Here is a 17,249-nt window from a genome sequence, read left to right as displayed (position 1 = left end):
AAGGCCTCCCGACGCATGCCCCGGACGGACGAGTCGCAAGATGAGGCGCTCAAGCGCCTGGATCGGCGGCTCGCCGCATTCGAGGCCGAGCGCCACCCGCAAGCCGGGGGCGCCGCCCAGAAGGCGATGGGGCAGGGTTACCGCTTCCTCGCGGAAGTGGTGGGCGGGGTTCTCGGTGGCCTGGGCTTAGGCTGGCTCGTCGACAGCTTCGCGCATACGACCCCGTTCGGGCTGATCGGCGGCCTGCTGATCGGGATGGGAGTGTCCACCTTCGTCGCCATCCGTGGCGCCGGGGCGTGGGCGAAGAAGGCATCGGAGACGACGGGGCAGGCCCCCGTCATCGACGACGAGGACGATTGAGACGGTAGGATAGATGGCTGCGCCCGCGATCGAACCGATGGAACAGTTCCTGGTCCATCCCATCGTCAAGCTGCCGCCGATCCAGCTCGGCGGCTTCGCCCTGGACATGTCGATCACCAACGCGACGCTCGCGATGGGCTTCGCGGCCCTGGTGATCTGCGGCTTCCTGCTCGCCGCCGGCAAGCGCGAACTGGTGCCCGGCCGCCTGCAGTCGCTGGCCGAGAGCCTGTTCGACCTCATCGACAAGGTGCTGGTGGGCCCGATCATGGGCCATGCCGGCCGCCCCTACGTGCCCTTCGTCTTCACGATCTTCATGCTCGTCCTGACCATGAACATGATGGGCCTGGTGCTCGGCTTCGGGAACCTGGCCCACCAGGAGTGGACGTTCACCGCCACCGCCCAGCTCGCCGTCACCGTGGCGCTGGCGCTCATCACCTTCCTGACGGTCGTGGCGATCGGCTTCATCAAGAACGGCGCCGGCTTCTTCAAGCTGTTCGTCCCCTCCGGCCTGCCCTGGTACATGCTGCTGCTGGTGGCGCCGCTCGAGTTCCTCTCCTTCATGATCCGGCCGGTCACCCTGGCGATGCGTCTGTTCGGCAACATGCTGGGCGGCCACGTGGTCATGTACATGTTCGCCAGCTTCGTGGTCGGCATGGGCCTGTTCGCCCTGAACGGCGGCATCGCCTACCTGGCCTTCGCCGGCTCGGGCGTCTCGTTCGCCATGGTGGTCGCGCTGACGGCCCTGGAGTTCATCGTGGCCTTCCTGCAGGCGTTCGTCTTCGCCGCCCTGGCCACCGTCTATCTCAACGACGTCGTGAACCTCGGTCACGGCCACTAGTCACAACATCCGGTTCTCCAAAGAGGTTAGAAAAATGGATCCTGTTTCCGCCAAGTACATCGGCGCCGGCCTTGCCACCATGGGCCTGATCGGCGCGGGCGTCGGCCTGGGCGTGCTGTTCGGCAACTACCTGGGTTCGGCCATCCGCAACCCGTCGGCCGCCGCCAGCCAACAGCCGATGCTGTTCCTCGGCATGGCGCTGACCGAAGCGCTGGGCATCTTCGCCCTCGTGATGGCCTTCATCATCCTGTTCGTGAACGTCGGCTAACACGCAGATGCAAGAAGGTCCCGTCACCGAGACCCACGAGGAAACCGGCCACCCCGAGGGTGGCTCGGGCGGCCTGCCGCAGTTCGACCTGGCCATGTGGCCGGGCCAGATGGCGTGGCTCGTCGTCTTCTTCGTGATCGTCTTCGTCCTGATGTCGCGGGTGTTCGTGCCGCGCATCGGCGGGACCATCGCCGAGCGCGACGGCAAGATCGAAGGCGACGTGGCCGAGGCCCGCCGCCTGAAGGACGCCGCCGACGCCCAGGCCGCGGCGGCGGCCGCCGAGATGGCCCAGGCCCGCGCCGCCGCCATGAAGGTGGCCTCCGACGCCCGGTCGGCGGCCCAGGCCGAGATCGCGGCGAAGCTGGCGGCCGAGGAGGCCAAGCTGGCCGCCTCCGGCGCCGAGGCCGAGGCGCGTATCGCCAAGGCCCGCGAAACCGCCATGGGCCACGTGGCCACGATCGGGTCCGACACCGCCAAGGCGATCGTCGAGAAGCTGACCGGCAAGACCGCGACCGCCGCCGAACTCGCGGCCGCGGGCCGGGCCTCTTGAGAGGCTCGATGCATGCAATCTTCGAGCGCGATCACTCGGGCCGTCCGCCGCTTTGGCGGATCGCGCTCTAGGGGGTAGACGATGGAATTCCTCTCCGAACTCCTCAGCGACGCCCACTTCTGGGTCGGCGTCGCCCTGGTGATCTTCATCGTCGTGCTGGTCCGCGCCGGGGTTCCCGGCATGGCCGCCAAGGCGCTCGACGCCCGCGGCGCGAAGGTCCAGGCCCAGCTCGACGAGGCCGGCGCCCTGCGCAAGGAGGCCGAGGACCTGCTGGCGCAGATCCAGGCCCAGAAGGCCCAGTCCGACAAGCTGGCGGCCGAGATGCTGGCCAACGCCAAGGAGGAGGCGGTGCGCCTCCAGGCCGAGGCCCAGGCCAAGCTGGCCGAACAGCTCGAGCGCCGCGCCCAGATGGCCGAGCGCAAGATCGCCCAGGCCGAGGCCCAGGCCGAAGCCGAGGTGCGCGCCGCCGCCGCCGACCTGGCGGCGCAGATGGCCGAACAGGTGCTGGTGAGCCGGCTCGCCGGCTCCAAGGCCGACCCGCTGGTCGACAAGGCCATCGCCGAACTGGCCGGCAAGCTGCAGTAGGAAAACGAATTGGCCCGCCCCCCTGAAGGCTCGGTGGGGGTGCGGCTGAGGTCAGGCGCGCCGTTGGGGAACGTCGCGCCTTTGACCGGTCCACGAGCCTCGCGACAGACGTGAGAGATTGGCCGGCCCGTCCGACTGGGGGACTGGGCCAGGCGCGTCGTCGATCGCGAAGGCCGCGAGGCTCGTGGACCTCTCCTCCTATTCGAACCACGAAAACACGAACGACCACGAAAGGGGCGGGGCCTGGCTTTCGTGGCTTTTGGCGTTTTGGGGGCTCTTCGCGCTTCGCGCGGGGTGACGGCCCCGAACTCCCTCCCGTGTCATCCCGGTTTCGGCGCAGCCGAAGACCGGGACCCATGAACGCCGGGCGTCGGCATGGGGGCCGCCGCGTCGCCGCCGCGGATCGTCGTGGCGGGCCGGCGCTGCGGGGTCCCGGTCTTTCGCCTTGCGGCGAAAACCGGGATGACGGCGCGGGGGGAGGGGCGTACTGCGTCCGCACCTGACGTACCGGCGGGGCAGGATGGGGCCATGTTGCCCGACCTGCCGCGCACGCGCGCCCGCAAGTTCAGCCCCGCCCAGCGCGAGGCCGCCATCCGCTGGATCCTCGAACGGCTGGAGGGCGGCTGGCGGCTGCAGGACGCCTGCGCCGAGCCGCGCGCGCCCTCGCGCCAGACGGTGCACGCCTGGACGCTGAAGGACCCGGCCTTACGCGAGCGCCTGGCCCGCGCCCGGGCCTGGGGCGTGCAGTATCGCCCCCGCTATCACCCCGCCCGCTTCGCCTTCGACCCCGCCCGCGCCGAGCGCTTCCTGGCCCGGGTGCGGAGGGGCGAGTCCGTGGCGGCCATGCAGGCGGCGCGCGAGGCTCCTGAGCTGGCGGTGCTGCGCGCCTGGCGCAACGCCCGGCCCGACTTCGACCAGGCCTACCGCGCCGCCAAGCGGGCGGGGACCGAGGCGCGCCGGGGACGGCCCCTGCGCCCGTTCGACCCGGCCGCCGCCGACCGCCTGCTGGCCCGCGTGAACGCCGGCGTGCCCCTGAAGCGGATCGTGCGCGAGCCCGGCATGCCCGGCCGTTGGGCCGTGAAGCAGTGGCGCCGGGCCCGGCCCGACTTCGACTACGCCCTGCGCGTGCTGATGACCGGCGGCCGGCGCAACCGCGACCGGGCCCGCGCCGCCGCCTTCGCCGGCCCCGACCCGAAGCTGACCCGCCGCATCGGCGCCGCCCTGGCCGCCGGCGCCACCATCAGCGGCCTGTGCGCCCGGCCCGACATGCCCAGCCACGACACCTTCTACGCCTGGCGCCGCCGCTTCCCCGCCTTCGCCGAGGAAGTCGCCGAGGCGCTGGATCACCGGGATTGGCTAAGGGCGGAGGAGCGGGAGTGAGGGGTAGGGGTGCTCAGAGGCGGCGTCTGAAAAAGTCCGCTTCGACGAGTATTGCACGGAGCGTTCGACTCTCCCGCCATGTTCTTGCTATGTTCGGGGCAAGCTTGGCAGAGGCGGCAGAGCCATGACGCTCTCTAATGACAGTCCCATCTCGTCGCCGGCTGACGATCTTTGGTGTTGTGATTTTGCGCGCCGATGCATCGGCCCCTACGAGCCTGATGAGTCTGGGAAGCGCAGAGGCGATGTGATCGTCAACGAAGCTGTCGCAAGGGACTTTCAACAACTCGCGCTGGCGCGCGTTCGGGAGGCGGCGACCGATCACAGCTTGGCCGGCAGTCCATCCTTGGGACCGTTGCTCTTCCAATGGAGCAACTGGACCTCGGTCAAGGAGGTTCGCATGTGGACTGATCAAGAGCTTTCGAGCGATCTCTTCGTCATCGCGATGGCCCAGACCACCGCCTCGGTAGCTTGGTCTCAGGGGATGGGCTTTGGCGGCATGGGAGATCGTGTTGCTCGCCCCTCCACACGAATCCACCTGAAACCTTACGCGGACATGGTGGACACGTCGCGGCTTGAAGCGCGGGTTCTCGAGGTCTCGAAGCGTACCGACCTTACCGAGCAACAGCAGCAGATTGTGAGCACATTCCTTTCATCGCCGCGCGGGGGTCATGACGGATGGGGCGACGAAGATGAGGGCGAAGGGCAAGAGCGCGCCGAAATCGAGCGCGAAAGTGACGAGGTATGAGCGAGACCTGGAGCGGTCTAGTGAACTTCAAGTCGTCGGACTTGAAGCGTTCCGTCAAAGCTCGACGCGCGCGTGAGTTGAAGAACTGGAGGGCGCTTGAGATCTCCGCGGTCTTCATGTGGGAGATTCGATCTCCGGAGTTTTCCCGATGACGATGGTCGGGGCGGCCGCCTGTCAAGGCTTTGCAGTGTTGATTAGCGATCGACTGGTCACACTCTCTCGGCAAGGAACCTATGCGGGCCCCCACGACCTGTTGGCGAACAAAACGGTCGTCTACCTTGGCCGAGACTGCGCACTTATCTTCGGCTTCGCTGGCACAGCCTACCTTGCGGGCATCCCAACCGACGAGTGGATTGCTCAGGTGCTCTGGGGCAAGGAGTTCCAGCGCTATCCTGACGGGCGCCTGCCAACGGCGGTCGGCGGCAAGGGAGACGGCCCCCGCGGTTTAAATCAAGTATTGCTGACGTTGCGCAGGAAGTTGTCGGTCACACCGGGCGGTAAAGGTGTAACGCTGCTCGTCTCGGGCTGGTGGTCACGCCGTCGCCGCCGGCTAATCCCAATCCTAGTCAAATTTTCCGGAAACGATGCTGGTTTCGCCAGCCCAACGATGAAATTGCGACCTCCGCGCAGCCGGATCAACTTGGCGCAAGAAGTAATCGGAATTCTGCCAACAGCTGACGTCATCCAGGCGGCTCAAAAAGAGCCAAGGCCGCAACCAAGGAACGGCTTTGAGTACGCTGACTACGTCATTTCGATTTTCACCTCAGTCATCCGTCGAACGGCGGCGAGCGATCCTGGAGTTGGCCCACACGTCACGGCTGTCACCATCCCACACCCAAGCAACCGACGCGTCACCTGCCGGTTCGATCCATTCGCGGAGCATAGCGCTAGGATCGGCTCCGGTAGCCACGAAGCTCGAATTCCTGTGGCGTTCACGCCTTGGGTCGTTTCCGAGCTTGGATTTCAGTCTGCAATGGTTTTGTCAGGCATCCAGTCCTTCAAACGCAAATTCGGCAGCTGGACGATAGAGTATCTAGGATGTCCTCCCCGTGTAGACATTGACACATCAGTCCCGTCTTTCATCGCCGATCAGCAGCGCCGACCAATGCCTGGATAAGCAGGAAGCTGAGCGTTCACCGCTGGGAAAGTTTCGCCGACGTCCCCACCCCCAAATGTCGGCTTCCCCCGACGTCGTTCGTCGTTGCTATGACTGGCCGAGGCGGCCGGCGCGGACAGGAGGCGGACGATGCGGGTGATGGTGTTGGTGAAGGCCACGGCCGACAGCGAGCAGGGGCTCTATCCCGAGCCGCAGCTGAGCCAGATGATGGCCGAGATGGGCGAGTACAACGCCGCCCTGGAGGCGGCCGGCATCCTGAAGATGGCCGATGGGCTGAAGCCCTCGTCGGCGGGCAAGCGGGTGGCGTTCGACGGGCCGCGCCGCATGGTGATCGACGGGCCGTTCGCCGAGACCAAGGAACTGGTGGCCGGCTTCTGGCTCTGGGAGGTCAAGGACATGGACGAGGCGGTGGCCTGGGTGAAGCGCTGCCCCAACCCGATGGCCGGCGAGAGCATGATCGAGATCCGGCCGCTGTACGAGATGTCGGATCTGGAGGCGGGGTGAGGGGGGCTGAGGGGCTGCTCGATCGGCCAAGATTCATCGTCATGGCCCGGCTTGTCCGGGCCATCCATGAACGCCGGGCGGGCAGGCTTGGACGCGCCGGCTACGACGGTGCGACGTCGGCCGGCGTTCGTGTTCATGGGTCGCCCGGACAAGCCGGGCGATGACGTGGGTTGATGGCTTCGGGCCTTTGATTGGAGCTTCGCAGCTCCCGTGAGACACCGGCGACGGTGCGCCCTCCACACTGCCCGGTAGGGCGAATACGCCTGAGGCACGAATAGATCGTAACCCGAGGTTGCTGGTTTCCGGGTGCTCAACATTCGAAGGTGGCTCGCCGCCCCGGGGGACGTGGCGGCGCCGTCTGACACCATCTCGATCCTGGCCAGGAACCCGGTCGGACCAGGGCGATAGCCTTGTGCAAGGGGGACGACCTTGAAGATCGCTGCTGTTGCGTCGCTCGCGGCCGTGCTGGCCGCCGGCGCCGTTTCGACCGCCAACGCCCAGACCGTGCTGAACACCGACCTGGCGAACGCCAGCGGCGTCAGCGGCGACGGGGTGGCGACCACCACCACCAACGCCAACGGCACCACCACCACGGTCGTGGGCTCGGGCGGCGACCCCAACCGCTTCTATCAGTCGCCGGTGTCCGCGACCTGGCAGCAGCAGGCCGTCGGGGGCGGCGGCACGGTGGGCATCACCAACACCTACAGCAACGACGGGAACGGAGCGGCGTTCTTCTCGACGACGAGCGCCGACAGCAAGGCCGACCTGGACTACTACTTCTCGCGGCCGGTCGCCCTGTCGAGCCTGACCAGCCTGTCGTTCGACTTCTATCGCGACAGCGCCCTGAGCGGGCCGAGCGACATCTTCGCGCCCGTGATGCGGCTGATGATCTTCAACGGCAGCACGCCGGCCGGCTATCTGGTCTCGGAATACTACTACCAGAAGAGCAACAACCCGCCGGAGGACACCTGGGTCACCCTGGGCTCGACCCTGACCAACGGCGAGTTCTGGGCGACCAGCAGCGTGCTGGGGCCGACCTTCGCCACCGCCGGCGGGGTCAAGAACCTGCAGTCGTGGATCGATGACAACGCGGGCACGCTGTACGTGGTGGGGGTGAACATCGGCGTCGGCTCGGGCTGGGCCGGGACCTTCACGGGGGCGGTGGACCACGTGCAGTACGCCTTCAGCGGCGGGCCGAGCGCCGACTTCGACTTCGCCGTGGCGCCCGGCGGCGTGCCCGAGCCGGCCGCCTGGGCGATGATGCTGCTGGGCTTCCTGGGCGTGGGCTCGACGCTGCGCGCCTCGCGCCGGCGGGCGATGGCGGCGGCCTAGACCGACGACCCTTCCATATTGAACGTCATCGCCCGGCTCGTCCGGGCGATCCATGCGCGCCGGGGGCAGGAAGGCCCCTCGGCGCCGCTGAACGGCCTGGCCGGCGCATTGTGTTCATGGGTGGCCCGGACGGGCCGGGCCATGACGGTTGTCGGAAGGCTCAGATCGCCGCGGGGCGGCGGCGGCGGGTTAGGCGGCGCAGGGCCTGGACGAAGCGGATGCGGCGCGGCAGCAGGATGCGCTCCACCCGCAGCGTCTGCTGGTAGAACATCAGGATGAACTCGGGATCGCGGCGCAGCAGCCGGCGGATCGGCGAGAGCACGCGCGGGTGGGCCCGCGTCAGCCGCACGAACTGGCGGCGCGCCTTGAACGAGTTGCGCAGCACCACCATCAGCCCGACCACGATGACCGGGATGCCGCCAGGGCCCGGCAGCGGGGCGATCAGGATGCCCGCCACGATGATCGCCAGGCCGAGGAGGACCATCCCGAACCGCTTGATGCGGCCGGCCATCTCGCGCGCGAGATCGTCCGTGGCGCGATAGACGCGCAGAGAGGGCATGGCAAAAGACACGTAAGTCGTCCTGGGGGGTGAACGGCCGGGTGGGGAGGTCCCTGCCGCTGCATCCCTGATATGCGTACGTATCGGAGAATCGTAAAGACGCCGTGCCGTTAAATTTTACTCATGGGCGGGTCGAGGGACGCTATTCCCCTGCCCGTGGCGCGGCCGCAACACTCCCGTGCAGAGCGAACACAGGTTTGCCGCAGAACCGTTGAAAATCCGGCGCCTTAGCGACGCGCTTCCGCCGGATCGCGCGGGAAGGCCGCGCGGGGCGGGGCGGAAACAAGCGTCACTACGCCGCGGAAGATTCCGCTTTCCCCCTCCCGTGTCATCCCGGTTTGGGAGAAGCCCAAGACCGGGACCCATGAACGCGGGCAGGCGGCGACGATCCACGGCGGCGAGGCTGGCGCCTTCACTCGATCCGCCTGTGTTCATGGGTCCCGGTCTTCGCGTTCCGCGAAACCGGGATGACAGACGTTGAGGGAGGGGGCCCTCAGCCGGTCTCCGCTTCCGGGCGCCAGGCCAGCTTGGGTTTGCGGGCGGCCAGGGTCTCGTCGAGGCGGCGCATGGGGGCCAGGACGGGGGCGGCCTTGAAGCGCTCGGCGTCGCCGGCCTTGGCGGCCTGGGCCAGGGCCAGCAGGGCGTCGCAGAAGCGGTCGAGCTCGCGCAGGCTCTCGGTCTCGGTGGGCTCGATCAGCATGGCCCCGTGGACGACCAGCGGGAAGTACATGGTCATCGGGTGGAAGCCCTCGTCGATCATCGCCTTGGCGAAGTCGAGGGTGGTGACGCCCGTGCCCTCCAGCCAGGCGTCGTCGAACAGCGCCTCGTGCATGCAGGGGCCGTCGGGGAAGGCCGGGGTGAGGGCGCCGGAGAGCCGGGCCTTGATGTAGTTGGCGTTGAGCACGGCGTCCTCGGCCACCTGGCGCAGGCCGTCGGCGCCGTGGCTGAGCATGTAGGCGTAGGCGCGCACGAACATGCCCATCTGGCCGTGGAAGGCGCACATGCGGCCGAAGGCCTGGGCGGCCTCGCCGGCCGGCTGTTCGGCGAGCTGGAAGCCGTCGGCGCCGGCGACCACCCAGGGGGCCGGGGCGAAGGGGGCCAGGGCCTCGGACAGCACCACCGGGCCCGCGCCGGGACCGCCGCCGCCGTGCGGGGTGGAGAAGGTCTTGTGCAGGTTGATGTGCATGGCGTCGACGCCGAGGTCGCCCGGCTTCACGCGCCCGACGATGGCGTTGAAGTTGGCGCCGTCGCAGTAGAAGTAGGCCCCGGCCTCGTGGGCGAGGCGGGCGATCTCCATGATGTCGCGCTCGAAGAGGCCGCAGGTGTTGGGGTTGGTCACCATGATGGCGGCGACGTCGGGGCCCAGCTTGGCGGCGAGGTCGGCGAGGTCGACGCGGCCGTCGTCGGTCTGGGCGATCTCGGCGACGGAATAGCCGACGAAGGCGGCGGTGGCCGGGTTGGTGCCGTGCGCGCTGGTGGGGACGAGCACGGTGCGGCGCTGGCCCTGGCCGGCGGCCTCGTGGGCGGCCTTGATGCAGAGCAGGCCGCAGAGCTCGCCGTGGGCGCCGGCCTTGGGCGAGAGCGCCACGGCGGGCATGCCGGTGAGGGTCTTCAGCCAGTGGGCCAGGCGGTCCATCAGCTCCAGCGCGCCCTGGACGGTGGCGGCCGGCTGCAGGGGGTGGAGGTCGGCGAAGCCGGCCATGCGCGCCGCCTTCTCGTTGAGCCGCGGGTTGTGCTTCATGGTGCACGAGCCCAGCGGATAGAGCGCCAGGTCGATGGCGTGGTTCTTCTGGGAGAGGCGCACGTAGTGGCGCAGCGTCTCGGGCTCGGAGAGGCCGGGCAGGGCCACCTCGTCGCGGACGAAGCCGGCGAGGTCGGCGGCGTCATGGGCGGGGGCCGGGAGGTCGACGCCGGTCTTGCCCCAGCCGCCGCGCTCGAAGATCAGCGGCTCGTCCTGGAGGAGGCCCCGGCCGCCGGTGAGCGAGGCGGGGGCGGCGGCGGCTTCGGCGGCGGCGTCGGGACGGGTGGGGCGGCCCACGGTGTTCATGGTCATCGGCCGCTCCTGCGGGCGAGCGCGGCGGCCAGGGCCGCGATGTCTTCGGAGGTGGTGGTTTCGGTGGCGGCGAGCAGCAGGACGTCGTCCAGGCCCGCGGCGGGGTCGAGGCGCGAGAAGGGCACGCCGGCGACGATCCCGTCGGCCAGCAGGGCGTCGACCAGGGCCGCGGCGGGGCCGGGCGTGCGCACCGCGATCTCGTTGAAGAACCGCGGCGTCAGGACCTCGAGACCGGCGCCCTTCACGGCGTCGGCCAGTTCGCGCGCGCGGCTGTGGTTGATCAGGGCGAGCCGGCGCAGGCCCGCGCCGCCCAGCAGCGACAGGTGGATCGAGAAGGCCAGGGCGCAGAGACCGGAGTTGGTGCAGATGTTGGACGTGGCCTTCTCGCGGCGGATGTGCTGCTCGCGGGTCGACAGCGTCAGCACGTAGCCGCGGCGGCCCTCGGCGTCGACGGTCTCGCCGCACAGCCGGCCGGGCATCTGGCGCACCAGCTTCTCGCGGGCGGCGAAGAGGCCGACGTAGGGGCCGCCGAAGTTCAGCGCATTGCCGATCGACTGGCCCTCGGCCACGGCGATGTCGGCGCCCATCTCGCCGGGGGACTTGAGCAGGCCGCACGAGACGGCTTCGGTGGTGACGACCACGAGCAGGGCGCCCTTGGCGTGGGCGGCCTCGGCGATCTTCGACACGTCGGTGACGACGCCGAACACGTTGGGCGTCTGGACGACGACGCAGGCGGTCTGGTCGTCGATGGCGGCGATCACCGTGTCGCCCGGATCGATCGCCGCCGGCTGGCGCACGATCTCCATGCCCTCGGCGTGGGCGATGGTCTGGGTGACCTGGGCGTAGTGGGGATGCAGCCCGCCGCAGAGGATGGCCTTCTCCCGCCGTGTCACGCGCTGGGCCATCATCACGGCTTCGGCGCAGGCGGTGGAGCCGTCGTACATCGAGGCGTTGGCCACCTCGAGGCCGGTCAACGCCGCCACCTGGGTCTGGAACTCGAACAGCACCTGCAGCGTGCCCTGGGCGATCTCGGGCTGGTAGGGCGTGTAGCTGGTGAGGAATTCCGAGCGCTGGATGATGTGGTCGACGCTGGCCGGCACGTGGTGGCGGTAGGCGCCGGCCCCGCAGAAGAACGGCCCGGCCCCGGCGGCGCGGTTCTTGGCGGCCAGGGCGGCGAGCGCGCGCTCCACCTCCATCTCGCCGGCGTGGGGCGGCAGGTCGAAGGCCGCGCCGCGGGCGGCGGCGGGCACGTCAACGAACAGGGCGTCGACGTCGGGCGCGCCGATCACGCCCAGCATCCGGGCCCGGTCGTCGGGCGTGAGGGGAAGGTATCTCATCGGGTCATCCGGCTAGGCGGGGGCGCGCCGCAGGCGCGGGAATCCGGAACCACGGATGACACGGATGGACACGGATTTGGGCTGACTTCGGCCTCGGGCATCCGTGCGATCCGTGTTCATCCGTGGTTCGAACATTCGGCGCTGCGCGCCCTATTGGGTCTGGAGGAAGGCTTCGTAGGCGTCGCGGTCCATCAGGGCCTCGAACTGGGCCGGGTCGGAGACCTTCACCTTGGCGAACCAGCCGCCGGCTTCCGGCGAGGCGTTGACGGTCTCCGGGGCGGAGTCGAGCTCCGGGTTGGCCTCGACCACCTCGCCCGAGATCGGGGCGTAGACGTCGGAGGCGGCCTTGACGCTTTCGACCACCGCGAAGGCGTCGCCGGCCTTCACCTGCTTGCCGACCTCCGGGGTCTCGACGAACACCACGTCGCCCAGTTGCTCGGCGGCGTGGGCGGTGATGCCGATCGTGGCGACGTCGCCGTCGAGCTCGACCCACTCGTGATCCTTGGTGAAGCGCATGGTCCTATCTCTCCGAGGGCCAGGGGGCGGCGAAGCCGCTGTGATTGGGAACCGATGTCATCCCGGTCCTTGGCTTCGCCAAAACCGGGATGACACGGGAGGGGGTGCGCGCCGTCATCACGGCTTCCTCACGTAGCGGTGGGGGACGAAGGGGCTCTTCACGACCTCGGCGGCCTGGGCCTTGCCGCGGACGATGACCTTGAGCGCGGTTCCCTCGGCCTTGAGGGCGGGGGCCACGAAGGCCAGCGCGATGCCGGCCTTCAGGCACGGCGAATAGCCGCCCGAGGTGACGACGCCGATGACATTGCCGTCCGCGTCGGCCACCTCCGCGCCCTCGCGGGCCGGGGCGCCTTCCAGCACGCGCAGGCAGACCTTGAGGCGCGCGGGCCCCTCGGCCAGCTCCTTCACCACACGCGCGGCGCCGGGGAAGTCGCGCTGCTCGCGGCGGTTCTTGTTGACGGCGAAGGTGAGCCCCGCCTCCACCGGGCTGACGGTCTCGTCGAGGTCGTGGCCGTAGAGCGGCAGGCCGGCCTCCAGGCGCAGGCTGTCGCGGGCGCCCAGGCCGATGGGCCGCACGCGCGGGTCTTCCAGCAAGAGGTTCCACACCCGGCTGGCCTCGGCGGCGGGGACCGAGATCTCGTAGCCGTCCTCGCCGGTGTAGCCCGAGCGCGAGACGATGAGGTCGGTTCCGAAGCCCGTGAGCGCGCGGATGTCCATGAACGCCATGGCGGCCGTCTCGGGGACCAGGGCGTTCAGCACCGCGGCGGCCTCGGGGCCCTGGATGGCGATGAGCGCGCGGTCCTCCAGGCGCTTCACCTCCACCTGGCCGGCCAGCTCGTCGTCGATGACCTTGAAGTCGTTGTCCTTGCAGGCGCCGTTGACCACCACGAACAGGCCGTCGGTGAGGGCGCCGTCGGGGGTGGTCGGCCGGCCGGCCATCAGGTCGTCGACGATCCCGCCCTGGCGGTTCATCAGCAGGGAGTACTTCTGCTTGCCGGGCTTGAGGCCGATGAAGTCGCCGGGGACCACCTCCTCGAAGGCCGACAGCGGCGAGACGCCGATCAGCCGCGCCTGGCCCATGTGGGACACGTCGAACAGGCCCGCGTGCTCGCGGGTCCACAGGTGCTCCTTCATCACCCCGTCGGCGTACTGGACGGGCATGGAATAGCCGGCGAACGGCACCATGCGCGCGCCGCGCGCGACGTGGTCGTCGGTGAGGGGCGTGGTCTTGAGGGTTTCGGTATCGGACAAGAGCTCGACTCTGGGCTGACGATGCGGCGCCGCCGCGGGTTCAGCCCCCGAAGCGTCGCGCCCCCGCTGTCCCTTGGCCTGAGAGATTTCCGAACGACCTAGCGGTGGCCGTCCTCTGCTCCTTCGGCGAGCCACCCCGAGGGGCGACTACTTTCCAGCGTTCATCGGCCCTGCGCGGTCCTTTTGCCTGAGCGTTTCCGGGGCGGTTGCGCCTTCGGCGCCGGGTGCGGAGACCCGGCCTCTCCCGCGAGAGTCGAAGCGGTTGTGCGGGACGTCGTGGGGGGAGTCAATCGGGGGCGTGGCGGCGGGGCGTGCGGGGGCGAGATTTGACCACGAACCACACGAACGGGTGGGGGGAGCCGGGCGGGGATGGGAGGGAAGCTGTCATTCACTCCGTGTCCGATAGGATTGGGCACTATGCATACACAGCCCGCACAGCGCCGCTGATCCAATGGAAGTTGAAGCGGCCATACTATCTGCATTTCCGGTCCAACCGATGCCGAAGGCGTTCTTTCGGATCACGAGCGGTCTTGACCAGGACATGCCGAGCGAACTTGCCAATCGCATTCAGGGCAAGCCGTGGCCTTCAGTCTCGTTGATGGATTGGCAAATGGTGGGCTCTGGTCCCGCCTCGTGGCGAGAGTACCTGTGGCCGAAGACGTTCGCGTACTACGTCCCATCCGTTCTTGTCGGGGCTCTCGCGAAGCCAACCTTCCCCGACTTGGCTCTGGAAGCCATCCTTCCATTCAATCGCCAACACCGTCCGCGCGGAGATTGGTGGTTCAGCTTCGCCGGCTCCTTCAGCGACGTGCAAAAGAAAGCGATACGAGGCTTCCTCATTAGTCTACGAGCGATTTCCCCTAAGGACCTCGACTTGCAGGACGACGAGTTGGTCAGTGCTGCCGAAATGATTTGGTTTTAGGTCAGCTCGGGGTGGAAAGCGGAACTACGCCTCTGCGCGCTCAATCCAACTCTCGTGCACGTCGAGAGCTTCGCCGTCTTCGAACTCGACGAGGTAGACAGTTCCGGGCGGGAACTGCTCCCAATGGCCTTCACGCCGCTGCGCAGGCGGCGTGACCCCGCATACTGACGCTAGCGCTCCACGTCGCTCTCGCAGCGGCGCTGTCATTCTGACCCTGACGGTGTCGTCGTAAGTCATCGGCCCCTCTCCGAGGCGATCTAGCCAGTCGTATCCACGTCCGCAATGGGTCGGAAGGCGACCTGGGTTCCGTTTCTGAAAGCGAACGCCGCCAAAGTCAGCAACGAGTCGCTTGCGGCCAATCGCCGGTCAAGCCTCAGGAAGGCTGTGCGCGCGGCTTGCCCTTTCCACCACCGGCTCTTCGGCCTGCGGCCTCGGCCGGCGGTCCCCCTTTCCCGCTTGCGGGAAAGGAAGGGGGGCGACTCCTCTCCCGGACGCGGAGCGTCGCGGGAGAGGTTGGGTGAGGGTGGCGCTGGGGGCAGGATCACGCTCCGGGTTGGACTCGGTGGTGGACAGGTGCGTGCGGGTCCAAGGCTTGGGCGGCGGCTGACGCCTGCGCCGCCCTCACCCCCGCCTCTCCCATCGCGCTTCGCGCGTGGGAGAGGGGCTGTGGAGCGCCCCGGGCTGGCGCCGTCGGCGGCCGGTGCGCATATGGCGGTCGAGACACCAGGGGGAACCGGACATGAGCAACGCCAGATCGCCGGGTGACGCCGGCTCCATCCTTATCGTCGGCGCGTCGCGGGGGCTGGGCTGTGCGATGGCGGCCGAGTTCGCGGGGCGGGGGTGGAGCGTGGTGGGCACGGTGCGGGGCGCCGGAACCCCGCTGCACGCGCTGGCCGCCGAACGCGCCGGCGCCGTCGAGGTGGAGACCCTCGACATGACCGATCACGACGGCATCCGGAGCCTGGGCGAGCGGCTCGCGGGCCGGGCGTTCGACATCGTTTTCGTCAACGCGGGGATCGCCAACCGAAAGCCCTCCGACACCCTGGCGGAGGTTTCCACCGACGAGTTCGTCGAGGTGATGACGACCAACGTGCTGGGCGCCATGCGGGCCGTGGAGGCGCTGGGGCCCCTGGCCAGGCCGGGCGGCGTGATCGGCGTGATGTCGTCGGGCCAGGGCAGCATCGCCAACAACGCCAACGGGACGAACGACGTCTACCGCGCCAGCAAGGCGACCTTGAACCAGGCGATGGCGAGCTATGGCGGCCGGCACCCGGAGCGGCCGATGGTGCTGATGGCGCCGGGCTGGATCCGCACCGAGCTGGGCGGCCCGGGCGCGCCGTTCGGCGTGGAAGAGGCGATGCCGCAGATCGTCGACGTGCTGGTGGCCCAGCAGGACACGCCCGGGCTCCGCTACCTCGACCGGCACGGCAAGAGCGTCCCCTGGTGAGGACAGGCCCCTGAGGCCGGGATGATCCGCGGCGCGGCGATTTGGCGCCTAGGGTCATCGAGCCGGGTTGCGGCTCGCAGGCGTAGGGGATTTCGATGTCTTTCCAAAGCGGGCTCGTGGCGGCGTGCGCCATGGCGATGTTGGCCGCCGGCGGCGCCCAGGCCGCCAATCTGGTCGTCAACGGCGACTTCGAGGCCGGGAACACGAGCTTTTCGTCGGACTACACGTTCACGACCAACGGCTCGCCGCCCAAGACCTACTACATCACGACCAGCCCGAAGAATTTCAACGGGGCGTTCGTGAACGTCGGCGATCACACGAGCGGCAGCGGGCTGATGTTCGTCGGCAACGGCGGCCCGAACGTGGGCGACATCGTGTGGCAGTCGCAATCGATCGCGATCGACGCGGCGCAGGACTATTTCTTCGAGGCGTTCCTGCTGAACGCCTATCCCAGCAACCCGCCAATCCTCACCTTCACCGTGTCGCTGGACGGCGGGGCCGAGGTCGTCCTGGACGCGCCGACGATACCGGAGGGGACCGGCGTGTGGACCGGCCTGTCCACGACGTTCAACAGCGGCGCCGCCACCACCGCGACGCTGTACCTGCGCAACGCCCAGACCGCGTTCGGGGGCAATGACTTCGCGCTGGACGACATCTACCTGGGCACGACTTCCGTGGTGAACCCGGGCGCCGGCGGCGTGCCCGAGCCTGCGAGCTGGGCGCTGATGATCCTGGGTTTCGCGGGCGCGGGAACGGCGCTTCGCCGCCGCGCCGCCGACCGGGTCCGGATCGCGCCCTTCGCCTGAGCTCCGGCGCGCCGCCGCCCGACGGGACGGGGGCGCGCCTCCATCATATGATGGAGGCGCCGGCGGCGGACGCGCGGCAAGGTGCGTGGCGCTGGTTGGGGGGCGTAGCTTTGCGTGTGTGGCTTGCGGCCTTGGCGGCCGTCGCGGTGGGCGCGGGTTCGGCGGCGGCTCAGGCGCCGGCTTCGAAGGCCGAGATCGCCGCGCTGGCGACGCGGACGTTCGCCTGGTCGGACGCGCTGGACACGCGGGGCAACGCCGGGCCGGCGGAGGCGCGGAGCAACATCAGCGCCACGCCCGGCCGCCAGGCGTGGATCGACACCCTGACCGACATGATCAAGCGCAGCTACACGCCCTATGGCGGGCTGCCGCAGGCGTTCCGCAACATCGACCCGCACCGCAAGGGGATGGATGCCTACCGGCCGGTGAACTACGGCGTCACGTTCGTGATCCAGCAGCCGACGATCAAGGCGGGCAAGCTGGCACGCTCGCCGATCCCGTCGGTGACCACGGTCTACGCCTACGCCAACGCCCTGCCCCGTGACCTGCCCCCTTCCTGATCCCTCGGTTTGAGTGAGAGTCCGTCACTTAGAGGAGACGGACGTGAAGAAGAGCAGGTTCAGCGAGGCGCAGATCATCGGCGTGCTGCGAGAGCAGGAGGCCGGAAGCCCGACGGCGGAGG

19 protein-coding genes and 1 riboswitch are annotated in these 17,249 nt (G+C 69.0%); of the genes, 14 read left to right on the top strand and 5 right to left on the bottom strand.

The annotated features are described in order from the left end of the window. Positions 1-15: 15 nt before the first annotated feature. The 10 genes from GC203_RS19465 to GC203_RS19420 all read left to right on the top strand — a co-directional run bounded on the left by GC203_RS19465 (position 16) and on the right by GC203_RS19420 (position 7,679). Positions 16-360 carry an AtpZ/AtpI family protein gene (locus GC203_RS19465; RefSeq protein ID WP_293458097.1) on the top strand — a complete coding sequence of 115 codons (345 nt, stop codon included), beginning with the start codon at positions 16-18 and terminating at the stop codon, positions 358-360. Between the two features lie 13 nt (positions 361-373). Beyond that, on the top strand, positions 374-1,198 hold the full coding sequence (locus tag GC203_RS19460) for a F0F1 ATP synthase subunit A (protein ID WP_293458095.1): 825 nt from the start codon (positions 374-376) through the stop codon (positions 1,196-1,198). A gap of 34 nt (positions 1,199-1,232) precedes the next feature. Further along, entirely contained in the window at positions 1,233-1,466 is a 234-nt protein-coding gene (locus tag GC203_RS19455; protein WP_293458093.1) for a F0F1 ATP synthase subunit C, read from the top strand. A 7-nt stretch (positions 1,467-1,473) separates the two neighbouring features. Beyond that, on the top strand, positions 1,474-2,016 hold the full coding sequence (locus GC203_RS19450) for a hypothetical protein (protein WP_293458091.1): 543 nt from the start codon (positions 1,474-1,476) through the stop codon (positions 2,014-2,016). A gap of 81 nt (positions 2,017-2,097) precedes the next feature. Further along, positions 2,098-2,601, top strand: a complete 504-nt coding sequence (locus GC203_RS19445; RefSeq protein WP_293458089.1) for an ATP F0F1 synthase subunit B — start codon at positions 2,098-2,100, stop codon at positions 2,599-2,601. A 528-nt stretch (positions 2,602-3,129) separates the two neighbouring features. Continuing rightward, positions 3,130-3,981 (top strand): hypothetical protein, encoded by an 852-nt coding sequence (locus GC203_RS19440; RefSeq protein ID WP_293458087.1) that lies wholly within the window; start codon positions 3,130-3,132, stop codon positions 3,979-3,981. A 244-nt stretch (positions 3,982-4,225) separates the two neighbouring features. Further along, complete coding sequence (locus tag GC203_RS19435; protein WP_293458085.1) at positions 4,226-4,726, top strand: hypothetical protein; 501 nt, start codon at positions 4,226-4,228, stop codon at positions 4,724-4,726. Between the two features lie 148 nt (positions 4,727-4,874). Continuing rightward, positions 4,875-5,843, top strand: a complete 969-nt coding sequence (locus tag GC203_RS19430; RefSeq protein WP_293458083.1) for a hypothetical protein — start codon at positions 4,875-4,877, stop codon at positions 5,841-5,843. A 129-nt stretch (positions 5,844-5,972) separates the two neighbouring features. After that, on the top strand, positions 5,973-6,347 hold the full coding sequence (locus tag GC203_RS19425) for a YciI family protein (RefSeq protein ID WP_293458081.1): 375 nt from the start codon (positions 5,973-5,975) through the stop codon (positions 6,345-6,347). A 429-nt stretch (positions 6,348-6,776) separates the two neighbouring features. Further along, the gene (locus GC203_RS19420) at positions 6,777-7,679 is read left to right on the top strand and encodes a PEPxxWA-CTERM sorting domain-containing protein (RefSeq protein WP_293458080.1); all 903 of its coding nucleotides are present in this window, start codon (positions 6,777-6,779) and stop codon (positions 7,677-7,679) included. 160 nt (positions 7,680-7,839) lie between these two features. Here GC203_RS19420 and GC203_RS19415 read toward each other — a convergent pair whose 3' ends face one another. The 5 genes from GC203_RS19415 to gcvT all read right to left on the bottom strand — a co-directional run bounded on the left by GC203_RS19415 (position 7,840) and on the right by gcvT (position 13,395). Then, positions 7,840-8,238 carry a PGPGW domain-containing protein gene (locus tag GC203_RS19415; protein WP_293458078.1) on the bottom strand — a complete coding sequence of 133 codons (399 nt, stop codon included), beginning with the start codon at positions 8,236-8,238 and terminating at the stop codon, positions 7,840-7,842. Positions 8,239-8,731: 493 nt separating this feature from the next. Then, positions 8,732-10,291 carry an aminomethyl-transferring glycine dehydrogenase subunit GcvPB gene (gene gcvPB, locus GC203_RS19410; protein WP_293458077.1) on the bottom strand — a complete coding sequence of 520 codons (1,560 nt, stop codon included), beginning with the start codon at positions 10,289-10,291 and terminating at the stop codon, positions 8,732-8,734. Further along, positions 10,288-11,628, bottom strand: a complete 1,341-nt coding sequence (gcvPA, locus tag GC203_RS19405; protein ID WP_293458076.1) for an aminomethyl-transferring glycine dehydrogenase subunit GcvPA — start codon at positions 11,626-11,628, stop codon at positions 10,288-10,290. Before gcvPA ends, gcvPB begins: the two co-directional genes overlap by 4 nt. 150 nt (positions 11,629-11,778) lie before the next feature. Next, positions 11,779-12,144: a glycine cleavage system protein GcvH gene (gene gcvH / locus GC203_RS19400; RefSeq protein ID WP_293458075.1), complete on the bottom strand. Its 366-nt coding sequence runs from the start codon at positions 12,142-12,144 to the stop codon at positions 11,779-11,781. A 117-nt stretch (positions 12,145-12,261) separates the two neighbouring features. Then, entirely contained in the window at positions 12,262-13,395 is a 1,134-nt protein-coding gene (gene gcvT, locus GC203_RS19395) for a glycine cleavage system aminomethyltransferase GcvT (RefSeq protein WP_293458073.1), read from the bottom strand. A gap of 165 nt (positions 13,396-13,560) precedes the next feature. Beyond that, positions 13,561-13,652, bottom strand: a riboswitch (glycine riboswitch). Positions 13,653-13,891: 239 nt separating this feature from the next. Between gcvT and GC203_RS19390 the strand changes: the two genes are divergently transcribed. The 4 genes from GC203_RS19390 to GC203_RS19375 all read left to right on the top strand — a co-directional run bounded on the left by GC203_RS19390 (position 13,892) and on the right by GC203_RS19375 (position 17,127). After that, positions 13,892-14,317 (top strand): hypothetical protein, encoded by a 426-nt coding sequence (locus GC203_RS19390; protein ID WP_293458071.1) that lies wholly within the window; start codon positions 13,892-13,894, stop codon positions 14,315-14,317. 739 nt (positions 14,318-15,056) lie between these two features. After that, positions 15,057-15,764 carry an SDR family NAD(P)-dependent oxidoreductase gene (locus GC203_RS19385; RefSeq protein WP_293458069.1) on the top strand — a complete coding sequence of 236 codons (708 nt, stop codon included), beginning with the start codon at positions 15,057-15,059 and terminating at the stop codon, positions 15,762-15,764. A 95-nt stretch (positions 15,765-15,859) separates the two neighbouring features. Further along, positions 15,860-16,570 (top strand): PEPxxWA-CTERM sorting domain-containing protein, encoded by a 711-nt coding sequence (locus GC203_RS19380; RefSeq protein ID WP_293458068.1) that lies wholly within the window; start codon positions 15,860-15,862, stop codon positions 16,568-16,570. 110 nt (positions 16,571-16,680) lie between these two features. Beyond that, positions 16,681-17,127 carry a hypothetical protein gene (locus tag GC203_RS19375; RefSeq protein WP_293458067.1) on the top strand — a complete coding sequence of 149 codons (447 nt, stop codon included), beginning with the start codon at positions 16,681-16,683 and terminating at the stop codon, positions 17,125-17,127. The last annotated feature ends 122 nt before the right edge of the window (positions 17,128-17,249 follow it).

The organism is Phenylobacterium sp., assembly GCF_016124325.1.
GTDB lineage: Bacteria > Pseudomonadota > Alphaproteobacteria > Caulobacterales > Caulobacteraceae > Phenylobacterium.
This window is presented reverse-complemented; position numbering and strand designations above follow the sequence as displayed.